Here is a 15,485-nt window from a genome sequence, read left to right as displayed (position 1 = left end):
TTTATAAGTTTTCATATTTTCTGTATTTTCCTGATACAATACGTGCATCAGATGGCTTTTCTGCATTTTCAGGAATTGCCCAAACAGATGCATGCTTCGTAGCCCCTTCTATTCTGCCTTCTGCACATAATGCTTGTACTCTTCTTATTGTAATATCCCATTTTTTTGCTGCATCCTGAACTGTAATATATCCCTTCATATTGCACCTCACTAATACCTAATTCATAGACTTTACTATTTTTTATTTTATTCGTTTCTACGCAGAATTACAATACAATTAGACTTAATTATTTAAATTACACCATATACCACTATAATAATCTAATAAATAATATTATTTATTAATAGTTATACTTATCTTTCAATATCCCTATAAACCTTATAATATATAGTTCATGGAGGGTACAAATTGTCGCCCACCCCATGACATATATAATTTATTGTTAATACTTTCCTAAAAATATTAACCTTTCTACCAATCTTTTTAAATGACTTAGGGTTACATTTTGGATTTTTAGTATAATTCCTATCACACGAAGGTTTCTGAAGTAAAATATTAAATGCAGTTTCTTTTTCCATATCCAAGTGATTTTCTTTTGTTTCATTTACCTCTATATAATCATTAAAAGTTATTGTTTCAATACTTTCCAGAACATCATTCTTTTCTTCCTCTGATTCTATATTTTCTTCTTTAACTTTATCTTCGTTAGTATCAGACTGATTATCAACTTTATTTTCAGGCTCTATTTGAAGTTTATACAAATTAGAGCTTTGACCTCCATTATCTCTATATCTATTGTCCTTAATTACAAATCCTGCTTCTAAAAGAACCTTCATAGTTCTCTGTACCGTTCTTTCAGATACACCACAATCTCTTGCTATAGTTCTTACAGAAGGAAAACAAGTTCCTTCTGCATTAGCTCTATTTATAAGATAAAACATTATTTGCTTAGCTCTGCTTGGTAAATTTGATTTATATACTTTATCTAATATTTCTCCATTTTTCATTGAAAGTTCCTCCTATAGTGTTAAATTTCAATAATATAATCTTTTGCTATTTCCTTATAAATTTTTTCATTTGTTTTTCCATCAAATAGGCTTGGTGAGTAATCTTGAAAATATATTTTATTTATACTGCTATCAAACATCTTTCTTATTCTCACCTTTTCTGTCTCCGCAGTAAAAGAAAATAAAGTGTTTAAATACATATCATCATGAAGATTAATTGCTTTATGAGTGTCATTTAACTCATAAGGCTTACTTCCACTGCATAAAATTTTAATATCACAGCTTTTAAATATTCCTATAGTACCAAAATTTAAAATACCTAAATCAAATATATTGAAGTTATAATCATCTGAAAATTGCTTATTAGGATAATATTCAATACCATTGTATTTATAATAATTTTCAACCTTTAAGAATTTATAATATGCTGCTATTTCCTTTAGATGCTCATTGCTATTGGCTTCTGTATAGCTTACTTTAGCACCTATTTCAAGTAAAAATTTTGCCATGTTAAAAGCAGTTGTAGTTGTACCAACCTTTGATGATACTCCTGCAACTGCTATTTTTATATTCTTATGATTAAATGTAAATTGAGTTTTTAGATTTTCTCCCTCATTTGTATTTATCCCACTTAAAATTGGCCAATCTTCCTGTGTTTTTCCTTTATTACTTATACATTTTAAAATTTCATTCTTAATCTCTGGTATTTCTTCTGATATTATTATATTATATATTTTTTCATCTAATAATCTTGATATAATTTCATTTTCTACTTTTACACCTTCTGCAAATAAAATAATCCTTGAATCATACATAGTTTTAAATGCTATAACTGCTTCAATTATTTCATTTTCAGTATCCTTAAGAGCTTTTAAATCAATTGCAAAATATGAATAATGGCTTAGATTTCTCATATCATGTATTACAAATTTTTTTAAATAAAATTAACCTGACAGCTTTTTTATAACCATTCCTTTTTCCTTCGATAAAAAATCAAATATGCCTATATTTTCATTGCTTGATAGATATAGAAGCATTACCCTCACTCCTTACAATTTTAAAATCTGATGGTACATCTATAGGTTTTTGATTAGGTTTATAAGTAAATAGCAATATAAAACTTATAATTACAATGACTACATATATGAATAATTCAATTAATAATTTCTTTTTCAAATTCTTCATCCTCCTATTATTTTATTATTTGCTAATTATCCAGAATGGACCTCCTGCATCTGCACCTTTGTTTGCTTCATCTAAGATAATAGATAAGTCCCATTTTTCTTCACTTCTTGTCCTGCTTACTGGATCAGCTACTAAAATCTTTTTATCTAAAGTTACTCCCCTAAGTACAATAAAATGGCCATTTCTTGTAAAATGACCTTTTGCCATAATAGCAATTACAAGTTTTCCTTGAGAAAGTGCATCAACTATTCTTTGAGGTTCATTTGATGAACACCCTTCTACTTTAAGACCAAATTGTTTGGCTCCAGCAGAAATTAAAGTATGATATGAACCAGCCCCTTCACAGTAATATCCATTTTCATAGGCCCATTTACTCATCTGAACTGGATCAACTTTTTTATCTGTAAGACTTGAAATAACAATTGAAAGGGAAGTTGGTCCGCAGCCACTTCTTCCTATTGTTCCTGTTCTACCATATGACTTGTCCTTCCATCTTTCATCAGCCTGATTATAATAAACTACTTCTGTAGCTCCATCCTTAAAAGATACCCCTGAAAAATTCAAACCGCTACTTTCTACATAACTATTATCCTTAGTATTTATTAGTTGCTCATACCCATATTGACTTCTTATATTTTTCACCACATTTAATTCATTTACCGTAAAAAATGTACCTGTCATTTCAATGGAATTAGTAAGTACGTACACTATAAAAGCCAAAATTAAAAGCACCGAAATAATCGGTGCCAATGAAATAAATATTATTTTGTTTCTGGTTTCATCATCATTTGCAGCTTGTATTGCTATTTTAGCAAGAGTTGCTGCTGTTTTGGGAGCTAATGGCATGGTATCGCCTCCTTGTCCTTTCAAAATAAAAATAGCACCTGGTGTTTAGATGCTATTTTTTCATATATATACCTATTTGATAAATTTGAAGTTTAAAATTTAACTTTTAAAAATATATAGCCATTATCATGATTACAATATTCTAAGCTTTTTGTTACAAAAATACCCAATAAATCTTTATGCTCCTTTTTATATATAAATGTTGATTAATCAATCCTCATACAATGAGAATAAATTACCAATCGTATGTTTTATTATTTAATTCAAAAATGAAATATTCATATAGCTAACCTCGTCTAAGTACCTTAATATAACCCGAACCACTCTTTTTTTCTTTGCTAACTTCTTTAACATTTTCTACAACTATGTTTCCTGATCCGCTTAAATTTAAAATAGCTTTCTTTACACTAATCATTGCATTAATTGACCCTGAACCACTAACATTTAGATCGACCTCATCTATAATACCCTTATTAATACATACATCACCAGAACCACTAATGCTAAAGCTTGAATTTTCAAGTAATGAATTTATTTTTACTTCACTACTACCTGATATATTTACATTTGCCTTACCTACTTCATTTAAATTTATTGTGGCTGAACCTTTAATATCAGAATAAAGATTATTAATTGGCAACTCGCAATATACATTCGATTTATTATTAGAAATAAATTTAAGATTATTCAATTTACTAATAACAATTGTAATTTCACCATATAAAGGATCTGGTTCAGGCTTTTGACGCTTACCATTAATCCACACCTCACCAATAACAATACTATTTTTTTCTACATGACCTTGCACTTCAAGCTGCCCTCTTGTTTCATTTATATATAAGGATTTAAAGAACTCTTCTGTACCTATAATGTTTACGTAATTTTCATTATTCTCGCTCTTTATTATATTTACGTTGGTAATTCCTCCTGTTAGGCTAATGCTATCTACTAAGCCTATGCTTTTCCTTTGTGTAATAAGATTGTCTTGCTCTGGCTTTTGAGGCAAATAAACTATTTCAATTTCGCCAACACCAAAATTTGTTATTATGTAGTCAAATAAATCAACAGTACTGCCATCTGAAAATTCTATATATCTTCCATTATTTTTAATAAATTCCTTATCACTAAAAATTGCTACTTCGTCATTTTCACAAATTTTTTTCATTTAAATTCTCCCTTCACTTTATTAATAAAGTATATCTAAAGTTTAGTGTTTTAGTTAATATAAATACACCCTATTTCATTAATTATACCACCAATTTCCATAAATAAAGACAATAAGTCATAAATTCTCCCATTTTTTATCTTCCCCCAGCCTTACCCATGTACTCAAATTTATATTCTGGTATTTCAAATACTACATGAAGCCTTTTTGAACCTATCATAACTAAAGCATTTCCTCTCTTTTTACTTGCAAGAAGCTCTTCCTCTGCATCTGTAAGATTATAAAGTTCTTTTGTTTCCTGTAAATTTCCACCATCTGTGCCCATTATAATCTTGAAACATGGTATGTCTAAGAGTGCCTGTCCATACATTTTTATTTGTGGATCAAGGAAATCTACAACAGAGTGGCTTATTATAGCCACTCCTGCTTCATATTTTCTTGCTCTCTTTTCTACATTTCTTAGAAATACTAAGCTTTGAGGTACATTAGTATCAATCATTAGGTATGCTTCATCACATATAAGCAAAACTTTTTCATTTCTATCTTTACTCATTTCTTGCCAGCACCAAGTAAGTATATTAAAATATTGAGTTCTCTTAATATCATCATTGGTATTTTACAAATCATGAGTATCAAGACATATACATCTTGTTTTAGTTTTTATGGAGCTGTGTCCGTTCCATAGGAAAGAATCACTTCCCATGGCAATATCTTTTAAAAGTAAAGCAAGGTCAGCATATATGTTTATCTCACTTTCCTTGCGTGTTTTTTCTTTTTCCTTTGCATTTTTTTCTATTAAATTATAAAGGTTTAAGAATATAGGAAAATCCTCATTATTTAATCCATTTATATCTGTATTCCGAGTTATATTAAAACTATTATATAGCTCAATAATGCAATCTTTGAGTATTGCTCTTTCTCTATCTGTTAAGGATGGAATGTACAGACTAAAGAATATTTCCAAGTTTTTAATATAAAGAGCCATATCTCCCATGCCTTGACCTTCATCTTTGTATACTTCATCATTATCATCAACTGGAGTAGGTCTTATTTGAAGTGGATTTATTCTTCCGTTACTTTCACCACCAGCATTTATATCTCTGCTTGCTTTTAATTCTTGAGTAAGAGTTGCTGCAAACCTTGGTAATTCATATTCTATTTCTTCTCTCTGTTTTTTTACTTTATCCTCTGCACTTTTAATTTCTTTAAAATATATAGCCACAGATAAGAATATAATTACTGGAGTTATTATTGGTAAAATAAATAAAGCAGGGATAATACTAAAAAGTACTAAACCTGCTTTAACATAGGCTCTTGCTATATATGTTTCTGGGGTAAGATTTATTTCTGCTGATTTTAAAGCTGCTGCTAGTTTTCGCTTTTTATAATCATTAAGCTTAACCATCTTGGAAAGCTTCGTTGATAGTTGAAGAATATACAATTCAAAATTGTGTGTCTTTTTCTTTTCTCTCCTACTTATCCTTAAAACTGCCCTTGAAGCTTTAATATTAGGAAACTTCAATAAGTCTGCCATTATCATATAAGCTCCAAAGGAGAATAATCAAGTAAAAGTAAATAATATTATTAACATAGTTTCACCTCACAAAAAAACACGCAGAGTATTTTACTTTGCGTGTTTAAAATATTTATATTATCTTAATTCAATGTGAATTTCTTTACCTAATCCTTTTGCAAGTTTGCTTAGAAAATCTAAAGAGGGATTGTAATTACCACTTTCAAGCCTGCTTATATTTGATTTTTGTGTCCCTATACGAGAAGCCAATTCTTCTTGAGTTAAATTTAACTCTCTTCTTGCCTTTATCACTTCTGAAATCAGTTCATAACGAGGTTTCAAATTTTCATATTCCTCTTTAAATTCCTGATCTTTCATAAGCTCTTCCTTAATCGTTGAAAAATCAACACTTGCTCTACTCATCTTCACACCTCTTTTCAAAATCACTTTTATATTTTCTTGCTTTATCAAGTTCTGTCTTTGGAGTTTTATTTGTCTTTTTTAAAAAACCACTCAATAATATAAATGTGTCTCCATGATAAGTGAAATAAAATATTCTCGATGCATCTGAACCCAATTTTATTCTTAATTCATATATTCCTTTATATTGTTCACCTTTAATAGATTTCACATAAGGTTCCTTTAAATAAACACCATGCTCTTTTAAAAGCTCTATCTCACTATATGCTTTTGCTCTCATTTTAGGTGAAAGTGACAATAAAAATTCCATAACAGGGATGTTACCATTTTCTCTTTGGTAAAATTCAACCTTCCATTCCACTTTTTACTCTCCCTCTTTAACTAGTATATGCACCTTCTAATTAAATGTTATCATATACGATAACTTTAGTCAATATAATTACCTTTTATATTCTACAGGTCTAGTTAACCTAATAACTGCTGCAAGTGATATAAATATTACTGCTGTACAAATCGCAAGTATTGCCTTACCAAGGCTTGTAAACATCAAAGTTTCATACCATTCCTTATTTAGAAAATACATTAATGGTATATTTCCTATTAAAAGTATGGTCATGGTTATAAACTCTTTCATAGGTTCATAAAGTAAATAATCAAGTTCTGCACTTACTATTCTCATATCTGAAAGCTTTGATACTATTGGTATTAAGGTAGTTTTTAAATTTTTATCATCTTGACAGGCAATTACTGCATCTATCCATTCTCTAAATACATCATTATCTATTTTTCCTTTTAAATTTACAAGAGCCATTTTTATATTTGAATTTATGAGCTTTGTCTGAGTTAAAAAGCTCTTAAACACATCAGATACTGGTGGATTTATATAGGTTATATTTTCGTCTACTGCTGTAATTATGCTCTCACTTCTCATGTAAGATGTAGTGATTACAGATAATGCCGTTTCAAGTTCTGCATTTAATTGCTTTTTAAAAAAGTTGGCTGTAAATTTTATATACCAAAAGGGAACAAGTGAAAAACCTACTCCAAGCACTGGAACTAAAAAGAAATTATTCATTGATACTGCAATAATTACGCCCATTACAAATAAGAAAAATGATGCTGTGCAAAGTATAGAGAACTTTTCTGTTTTGCCTGTGATCTTAAGTATTTCTTTTGTTTCTTGTATAAGAAGCTTTATAACTTTTGGATTTTTCTTATTTACTGTTTCTTTAACCTTTGTTTTCATTGTCTTTCTCTTACCATTAAATTTACATGCAATGGACTCTAAAAATTCAAAAGGTGACAGAGATAATTCAATAAAGCTTCCTGACACCAGTCCTAAAAACGCTATTAATTTTAGTAGTGTCATTTTGCTTCACCTACTTCTACTGTATTTTGCTTTAATAAGCTTTCAAGGACACTTAAAGGCATTCCATTTTCAAGAAGTCTTTTTTGAAGACTCTTTGATATGTCATTTACTTTTTCATAGTTACCCATTATCTTCAGCTTACCTTCTATAACTTTATTTTCTCTAATATGGTAACGAAAAAGAGTGTGAATTTGCCTTTTACCATTAGACAATATTTCACACTCGGTTATCTCCATTATCTTTCTTGAATTGTCTTCAAGCTTTTTTGTAAATAGAACTATTGGAAAAGCTTCTGTAACTAGAGAATAAAGCGTGTTATCATTTATGTCATATTTCATTTTACATAAGGTCATCATACGAAAATATGTTGCTTCACAGGAGTTTGCATGGGTAGTAGTTATTACTGCATGTCCAGTTCTTGCTGCTTCCTGAGCCGCAAAAGATTCTTCTCCTTTCATTTCAGCTACGCATATATAATCTGGATTAAAAGTCAAAGCACTTTCAAGTAGTTTTTCCTGATCTATACTCTGCCTTTTATCCTCGCTGTATCTTGTAACTGTATGAACTACATTATTTATAACATTGCCTTTTTCATCTGTTTTAACAAGTTCAAATTCTCTTGTACCATTTTCTATGGTAAATATTCTCTTATCATCAGGGATAGTTGATAAAAGCCAGCTCATTAAAGTAGTCTTACCAGAAGAAGTAGCTCCTGTGGCACACATACTTATTCCATATCTTAAACATATACTTAGAAAATCAAGCATTTCTCCTGTAGCAGTTCCATTATTAATAAAATCTTTCCTTGATAATTTTTGAGGATTTACAATACGAATTGATGCAGAAATTCCCTTATCATTGTCTATGACACCAGTTCCAAATACAGTTATTCTTATTTTGTTTGAAAGATGTCCTCTAACTATAGGCTGAGAATTATCAAGTATCATACCGGATTTATGAAGTAATCTCCTTAGAACATCAATGGCATGTTCTGGTGAATTAAACTTATCTTTTGTAGGTAATATCTGTCCGTCAGTGTAAGTTATTTTAATATCTTTCCACTGATTTATGTTTATTTCTTCCACATCTTTTCTAAATAAATACTTTGTTATAAATGAGAATTCTGCCATTTCAGAATACAATTTTTCCACAAGCTCATCTGAAGTTAGTCCTTCTACTGCCAAAGAATAATCCATAATATATTTTGAAATATAAAATTTTATCTGCTCCCTCCGCTCTTCTGAAGTATCAGAAATTAAGTTTGGATATTTATTTGACATATATTCTTGCACATCTTGCAGTACATCAGAAAATTCTTTTATATTTTTACCTATGTTAAAAAATAAAGCTGCATTATTCACTATCTAATACCTCCTTTTCCAAAAGAGAAAGCTTTCTTTAATAATGATATCTCTTTCCCTTTAGATTTTATTTCAATAGTATTTTCTTTTAATGCCTTATTTTTAATATTTACATTTTCATCTAAAAGAAATGAAATTAAATCTTTTAAGGAATTAATATATTCCAAACTATTTTTTGATTTTAATTCATTAAAAAGTTCTCCGCTCAGAAACTGATCTTCTATCTCTTCATTGTAGAAAAGTTCTATTGATGTGGTTATAAGGCTACGATTTACAATGTAATTAGGGCATATAAAAAAATAAACTGATGCCTAAAGGAAAGTGAGTTTAAAATGTTAGAATCAATCTTATCATTACTTTGAGATTACTACTAAAGATACAAAAGCGTAATTATAATGATTATTATTGTATTTCATACTATGGTTACTACGTATAATAATAATGCTACATAATATGTATTGCAGCATATCAAAGTATCTTCTCAAAACAAAGACTGTATTTACTGTTTACATACTCTCCATAAAGTTCAATATCAACATATCCAAATTTCCTATATAAAGCGGTAGATTCTGGTTGAAGTGGTCCAGTTTCTAATTTTATTGAATTATATCCTATACTTTTTGCTTTATTCTCTAGAAACAAAAGAATTTTAGATGCTATTCCTTTCTTTCGGAATTCACTGTCAACATAGAATCTTTTTAATTCTATACTATTTGAGTTTAAAGGACGTATACCGCCGCATCCAACAGGATAATCATTAATGTATGCAACAACAAAAACTACTTCGTTCACTTTTGGGTCATTAAAATCCAAACCAAATATACCTTCTTCAGGGTATTTTTTTAACATCTCACTATCAAGTTTAAAAATCAATTCGTGTAAATCATTATTTTTTGGATTAACTTCCTTCAAAACCACATTCATCATTTTATTCTTAGCCCTCCTTCATTATACTTTTGCACCATTAGAAGCATATGATATTGCTATAGCCTTGCCTATTCCTCTCCCTGTCCCTGTAATAACTACAACTTTGTTTTCTAAAGGACTACTCATAAAAAATCTCCTTATTATTTTAATGTTACTACTATTAATCAAAGTAACTTTTTCATAGCTATATGGAAAATCCCAGCCTCTAGAAATGGTTCTCTATTCAAACTGGAATATCCACATTTTTCATAGAATCTTTTTGCCTGCATTTGAGCCTCAACATAAACATATGAATATCCATTCTTCTTTGAATACTTCTCTAAAAATATCAACATTTTCTCTCCTACACTTTTTCCTCTGTAATTTTTACTTACAGCTACCCGATTTAATTGCACAGTATCCTTTGATATGTATTTCAACCTGCTTGTTCCAATAGGTAAATTATCTTCATAAGTAAGAATATGAATACTTTTCCTAAAATCTATTATGTCAAATTCATCCTTGTCTAACTCTGATGGAACCCCTTGTTCTACTGAAAAAACATAATTTCTGATTTTATAACATTCTGCTAACATATCATAATTATCAACAATTTTAATCTCCATAAATGCCACTCCCGTTTATATCTCACATATCATCAACTTTTAATACAATGCTAATCAAATATTCAATTTTACACTATACATCTTACAAATATGTAGTATCTATACTCTAATAGAATAAATCAACTATATAAAATCTCTAATAAAATACACACTGCCTATTATAGACATTATCTTAAAATTTTTAGAATATTTACTTTAATACCACTATTCTACAAATAAACTTAATTTCCTTCAAAAATATCTTTTGGTCATTTCCAATACTACATATGGTCTGATCTAGAGATTATTTCTACAATTAGCCTAAGCATTCTTATAATATACTTTTCGAAGAATTGAAACATATTCCTTTAATTGATTATAAGCTTCATGAATTTTCTGATAGCCATTATCCTCAAGTGATTTATATAGTGAAATATGTTTTTCCAAAATCCCGTTCATAGACATAATTATTAATTCTATGGCCTTTTGCTTATCGATATCATCCCTGAACAATGTATAGTCAATATCCTCCACAGTTAGCTTATACCCTTCAGCATATAATTTATTATATCTAATCTCAATATCGGCTTTTAATTCTTCAGGAACATTTATAAATGCAGTTGCAAAGAACTGATAAGTTATTGGTTGCTCCATAGCAATAGAAAGTTTTAATTCAGCCCATTCTAAAATACGTTTAAGAATGTCAGGATTATTTATATTCATTTTTTTCAGCATTAAATTGACATAGAAATTAATTGCATAATCCAGAATATATAGGTAAAGATTCTTCTTGTTATCAAAATAGTTAAATAGAGAACCTTTTGAGATACCTGCATTTAAAACGATATTATTAGTGGAGGCATTAACATACCCATTTTTACTAAATTCTTTTATGCAGGCATCAATTATTTTCTTCTTCTTTTCTTCTGGAAGTTTTTCAAAATTAGTACACAATTACTTCACCTCATATTATTTGTTTAGCAGGATTTAATTATAAAAATTCATGGATTTCTAGTGGTAAGGGCTGTTTATTGATCCATGCATCCAGCACCTCATTAAATAGTTTTGGATTAGCAAGGGAAGCACCATGCTTTACATCAGGTATAATATATCCTTTGCAGTTTGGATTTAATTTCACCAAGGTAATTAAGGATTTTTTCATGATACTTGGCTCCTTAGAACCTATAAGAACTAAGGAAGGAACAGTCATTTCTTTAAAAGTATCAAGTAATTTATAATTAAAATATCCAATCATTAAAGTTGAAAGTGTTTTTGCAGTAATACACTTAGAATCTTGATAATATTTTTCAAAATAGCTATCACTGATATACATATCTTTAGATTGAAACCTAGCAAATTTTCTGTTGCGGGCGAGAGGCATTGACCACTTCAACATTAATGGTATTATAGAATTTACTAGCTTAAAAGGTCTGACAATGCCACTGTTTATTAATGTACATTCTACTAAATCTGGTCTTACGCTCAGAATATCCACGACTATTTGTGCTCCAAGCGAAAGACCTACAAGAATAACTTTTTTCCACTTTGCTTTTGTTTCAATAATTTCAATAATTTTTTCTGTACAGTCCCTAGTTGATATATACTCTTCATCTCTGCTATTTCCATGACCAGGTAAATCAGGAGTCAAACAGTAATATTGATTTTTAAAAAATTCAACTTGATTATCCCACATCCAACTGCCGATTCCTCCTCCATGAATGAAAACTATAGTTTTTCCTGATTTATTACCTGTTTCACTACAAAATAAGGCCATTATGAATCACCCCTTTTGACCATACGGTCAATTTATGGTTATATTATAGTACTTTTGTGACCATATGGTCAAGCTTTGATTTGATCTTATTTTATTTGAAACATCGACAGCTTTATATGGACATTTTCGCGTTTACTTATCTTATTATTTTCCATAAACATAACTTCATTTCAATTTATTATAGATCTTATATGTAAAATCATTGTAAATTAGGAAATTTAATCCTTCAATAAAATTTTTTACTGAATGTAAATTTTAAGATATAATTAAAGATACAGGTATTGACGAATCCATAAATGAAAAAGAAATACAATTTAATAATATATTTCATCTTGTTAATAAAATCATTAAAGCAGGAATAATCATTTTCGGACAATTCTTAGAATCTTGTTTATCTGCTAATAGTTCAGATAAAATAATAAAAGAAATTATTAAACTTGATAGCTATAAAATAAAAGGATTAGGTCCTGCCGTAGCTAATATTCTTTATTTTTTACATCCTACTTTAATGCCTCCATTTAATACCGCCATGCTCAAAGGATTCAATGCTATTTTTAATGATAAGAAAAAACTTGGTTCATGGCAGCAATATTTAGAAATGAGAGAAATACTCCTCAAAGTAAATGATGAATATAAATCTATACTATCTAAAGATTTAGGTGCTTTATCCGGGTTTCTATTTGATGTAGGTATAGGTAAAGTAGCTATGGATGAGAATTGGAAAAATGCACTAAAATTTGATAAAGATAAATTAGAAAAAGCTCTCAAAAAGCGTCATAGTGAGGTTGAAATTGAACTTAAAGAGGAAAATGAACATCTGAAAGTTCAAATATTATTAACTGAAATTGGCAAAAATCTTGGTTATGATGTTTTTGTGGCTTTAAACGATCGTTCTAAATCCTTAAATGGAAAAAGCCTCAAATTTATGACGCTACCAGAACTTCCATTCATGGATATTCCTAAGGATGTATTAAAAACGATTTCTTTAATTGATGTTATTTGGATAAATAAAGAAAGAAAAGAGATAGAATGTGCTTTTGAAATAGAAAAAAGTACATCTATATACTCAGGTATTTTAAGACTTTTAGATTTAGCATCTTCTCTTGGTAATAAACGATACAACTTTTTCTTAGTAGCACCTAATTTGCGTGAGAAAGAATTATTCGCTCAATTAAAGAGACCTTCATTTAAGAATCTTGACTGCATAGAATTAAAATATATACTATTCTCAGATTTATATGAAAATTGTGATGGAATCTGTAGATTTGGTGACAACTATAAGATTTTATTCAAAATAGCAAAATAATATTGATTGTTATATAAAGAACGGTATCTAATAGCAACTTCTGTAAATTAGAAGTAGAATAATGTACAAAAACTTTGCACTAAATATAAAAACATAGATTTATCCAATGACCAGCCGCTGTAGTATCAACTCTATTAATGTGTAGATACCAGCGGTACGTCTTGGATAATCAATTTAGACTTATTCTCTATTCATTCTTTTAAAAAAGTTATTTATTATAGAATTATGTGCTTTCACAGTGTTGGTCGCTATTAAAGGTTCAGCATAAACTAATTTATCATTTTCATATACCTGTATTTTTCCAAAATTATCACCTTTATTTACTGTTTTGGCCACCACTTTAGGTACTACATATTTTGTAGTATAATTTTTATTGTTTTCACATGGTAATACTAGATCATTCTTTAAAGATAATTTAATATTATTTTTCTTATTTACTGGAACTTCTGCAATAAGTTCATCCTTTGAATACAGTTTTTTATAAGAATAATTATCTTTAACATATTCATATATCTTACCTGTTTCTTTCCATCTAGGTGTGCAATTTAATACTACAAAAATTACATCATGACCATCTATATCTACAGATGTAACCAAACACTTTCCTGCCTTTCCTGTAGATCCTGTTTTCACTCCATTTGCACCAGGTATTTGATATAATATCTTATTTATATTATGATAATCTCTTGTAAAATCCATATCTTCGGCAGCAACATCTTTACAACTAACTATATCATTAAAAAGTTTATTTTCTTTAGCCTTTGCAGTTATCAAAGCTAAATCGTAAGCCGTACAATAATGATTTTCACTATCCAGTCCATGAGGAGATTCAAAATGAGAATTAAAAGCACCAATTTCCGCCGCATATTCGTTCATTAATTTTGAAAATCCATCTATGCTTTTTCCTATACCTTCTGCTAAGGCAATGGCAGCATCATTACCAGATCTAAACATCAATCCATATAATAATTCCCTCTCTGTTATGCTCTCTCCTGCTTTATAGCCTACAGTAGATCCTCTAATACCTGCAGCAGCTTTGGATATAGTAATCTTTTCATCTAAATTTCCATATTTTATGGCTACAAGAGCAGTCATAATTTTTGTTGTACTTGCCATTGGAAGAATCATATCTGAGTTTTTTTCATATAGTACAAGCTTAGATTTGCTATCTAATGCTATTGCAGCCCTTGCATTTACATTTATATCTGCTGCGTATACATTACTGGTAAAATTGTTTATTAAACATAAACAGATTACTAAAATAATAATTTTATTGAGCTTTTTAACTTTCATCTTTTCACCTTCTTTATGTGTTGTATAATTATTGTCTGTTTCTTATGACTTATTTATTATTTGTATAAAATTAAAATCTATGCTTTTGGTTTACTTTTTATTTGATTTACATAATTAATTTTATGTAAAATACAATCATAATTAAAATAGCGAATATCTTATTGGAAATATTAAAAAGTCCCACTGGATATAAATAAATTACATCTATTACTATTTAATTATAAAATTAGTTGTTATGGTTATAATATGTAATATCATCAATAACGGAGGATAAGATATGACTATTATAATAATTATATCTATAATAATATTTTTTCCTATACCGATACATTTTAAATTTCATTATTACAATAATAATTTACATACATATATATATGGAAAAGAAATAGGTTTTAGAAAAAGAGTAACTAAGAACATAAAACATGATGTGAGAAGCAAAGATTTTATTGGAATTATTGAAAAGTACTATACAACAGTTAAAAATATAAAATTTAAATTAGAAAATAACAGACTAAAACCAAAATTAAATTTTATTTTTAATATGGAATATGGCACTGAAGATGTAGCAAAAACAGCTATATATTATGGCCTTTTAAATTCCTGTTCACCATTTCTATATTCCTTCATAAATAAATTTTTTAATGTAAAAAAATACAGCTTCTCTGTTACTCCTAATTTCAGAGCTTCAAAAATAGATTTAGTATTAAAAAGTATATTACAAATAAGTATAGTAA

18 protein-coding genes and 1 pseudogene are annotated in these 15,485 nt (G+C 28.7%); 2 read left to right on the top strand and 17 right to left on the bottom strand.

Annotated features, from left to right (window positions below):
- Position 1: 1 nt before the first annotated feature.
- The 16 genes and pseudogenes from ABF633_RS12275 to ABF633_RS12200 form a co-directional block, all read right to left on the bottom strand.
- Positions 2-199 (bottom strand): DNA-binding protein, encoded by a 198-nt coding sequence (locus tag ABF633_RS12275; RefSeq protein WP_415524070.1) that lies wholly within the window; start codon positions 197-199, stop codon positions 2-4.
- Positions 200-393: 194 nt separating this feature from the next.
- Positions 394-1,008 carry a helix-turn-helix domain-containing protein gene (locus tag ABF633_RS12270; RefSeq protein WP_415524068.1) on the bottom strand — a complete coding sequence of 205 codons (615 nt, stop codon included), beginning with the start codon at positions 1,006-1,008 and terminating at the stop codon, positions 394-396.
- Positions 1,009-1,028: 20 nt separating this feature from the next.
- Positions 1,029-1,922, bottom strand: a complete 894-nt coding sequence (locus tag ABF633_RS12265) for a hypothetical protein (RefSeq protein WP_415524066.1) — start codon at positions 1,920-1,922, stop codon at positions 1,029-1,031.
- Positions 1,923-2,019: 97 nt separating this feature from the next.
- Positions 2,020-2,184 carry a hypothetical protein gene (locus ABF633_RS12260; protein WP_415524121.1) on the bottom strand — a complete coding sequence of 55 codons (165 nt, stop codon included), beginning with the start codon at positions 2,182-2,184 and terminating at the stop codon, positions 2,020-2,022.
- Between the two features lie 24 nt (positions 2,185-2,208).
- Positions 2,209-3,039, bottom strand: a complete 831-nt coding sequence (locus ABF633_RS12255; RefSeq protein ID WP_415524064.1) for a C39 family peptidase — start codon at positions 3,037-3,039, stop codon at positions 2,209-2,211.
- A 286-nt stretch (positions 3,040-3,325) separates the two neighbouring features.
- Positions 3,326-4,204 carry a GIN domain-containing protein gene (locus ABF633_RS12250; protein ID WP_415524063.1) on the bottom strand — a complete coding sequence of 293 codons (879 nt, stop codon included), beginning with the start codon at positions 4,202-4,204 and terminating at the stop codon, positions 3,326-3,328.
- A gap of 136 nt (positions 4,205-4,340) precedes the next feature.
- Positions 4,341-5,300: pseudogene (locus tag ABF633_RS12245) on the bottom strand (hypothetical protein); the annotation flags it as partial.
- A 555-nt stretch (positions 5,301-5,855) separates the two neighbouring features.
- Entirely contained in the window at positions 5,856-6,140 is a 285-nt protein-coding gene (locus ABF633_RS12240) for a helix-turn-helix domain-containing protein (protein ID WP_415524062.1), read from the bottom strand.
- The gene (locus ABF633_RS12235) at positions 6,133-6,498 is read right to left on the bottom strand and encodes a type II toxin-antitoxin system RelE/ParE family toxin (RefSeq protein ID WP_415524061.1); all 366 of its coding nucleotides are present in this window, start codon (positions 6,496-6,498) and stop codon (positions 6,133-6,135) included. The genes ABF633_RS12240 and ABF633_RS12235 overlap by 8 nt, the downstream gene beginning before the upstream one ends.
- Before the next feature lie 78 nt (positions 6,499-6,576).
- Positions 6,577-7,506, bottom strand: coding sequence for a hypothetical protein (locus ABF633_RS12230; protein ID WP_415524060.1), 930 nt, complete (start codon positions 7,504-7,506; stop codon positions 6,577-6,579).
- Positions 7,503-8,867, bottom strand: coding sequence for an ATPase, T2SS/T4P/T4SS family (locus tag ABF633_RS12225; protein WP_415524059.1), 1,365 nt, complete (start codon positions 8,865-8,867; stop codon positions 7,503-7,505). Before ABF633_RS12225 ends, ABF633_RS12230 begins: the two co-directional genes overlap by 4 nt.
- Positions 8,867-9,034, bottom strand: a complete 168-nt coding sequence (locus ABF633_RS12220; RefSeq protein ID WP_415524058.1) for a hypothetical protein — start codon at positions 9,032-9,034, stop codon at positions 8,867-8,869. Before ABF633_RS12220 ends, ABF633_RS12225 begins: the two co-directional genes overlap by 1 nt.
- A gap of 301 nt (positions 9,035-9,335) precedes the next feature.
- Positions 9,336-9,794, bottom strand: a complete 459-nt coding sequence (locus ABF633_RS12215) for a GNAT family N-acetyltransferase (RefSeq protein WP_415524057.1) — start codon at positions 9,792-9,794, stop codon at positions 9,336-9,338.
- Positions 9,795-9,958: 164 nt separating this feature from the next.
- A complete protein-coding gene (locus ABF633_RS12210; protein WP_415524055.1) occupies positions 9,959-10,399 on the bottom strand; it encodes a GNAT family N-acetyltransferase in 441 nt (146 codons plus the stop codon).
- 300 nt (positions 10,400-10,699) lie between these two features.
- Positions 10,700-11,332, bottom strand: a complete 633-nt coding sequence (locus ABF633_RS12205; protein WP_415524054.1) for a TetR/AcrR family transcriptional regulator — start codon at positions 11,330-11,332, stop codon at positions 10,700-10,702.
- A 37-nt stretch (positions 11,333-11,369) separates the two neighbouring features.
- Positions 11,370-12,152, bottom strand: a complete 783-nt coding sequence (locus tag ABF633_RS12200; RefSeq protein WP_415524053.1) for an alpha/beta fold hydrolase — start codon at positions 12,150-12,152, stop codon at positions 11,370-11,372.
- Positions 12,153-12,660: 508 nt separating this feature from the next.
- Between ABF633_RS12200 and ABF633_RS12195 the strand changes: the two genes are divergently transcribed.
- Entirely contained in the window at positions 12,661-13,458 is a 798-nt protein-coding gene (locus ABF633_RS12195) for a hypothetical protein (RefSeq protein ID WP_415524051.1), read from the top strand.
- Positions 13,459-13,638: 180 nt separating this feature from the next.
- On the opposite strand, the gene ABF633_RS12190 is transcribed toward ABF633_RS12195, so the two are convergent.
- A complete protein-coding gene (locus ABF633_RS12190; protein ID WP_415524050.1) occupies positions 13,639-14,751 on the bottom strand; it encodes a D-alanyl-D-alanine carboxypeptidase family protein in 1,113 nt (370 codons plus the stop codon).
- Positions 14,752-15,028: 277 nt separating this feature from the next.
- On the opposite strand from ABF633_RS12190, the gene ABF633_RS12185 reads away from it, so the two are divergent.
- The coding region (locus ABF633_RS12185; RefSeq protein ID WP_415524049.1) for a DUF2953 domain-containing protein at positions 15,029-15,485 on the top strand (457 nt) is incomplete at its 3' end.

It is taken from the genome of Clostridium sp. (assembly GCF_047718555.1).
Lineage (GTDB): Bacteria > Bacillota > Clostridia > Clostridiales > Clostridiaceae > Clostridium_I.
Note: the sequence above shows the minus strand (reverse complement) of the source record. Positions and strands in the feature narration are given on the sequence as shown.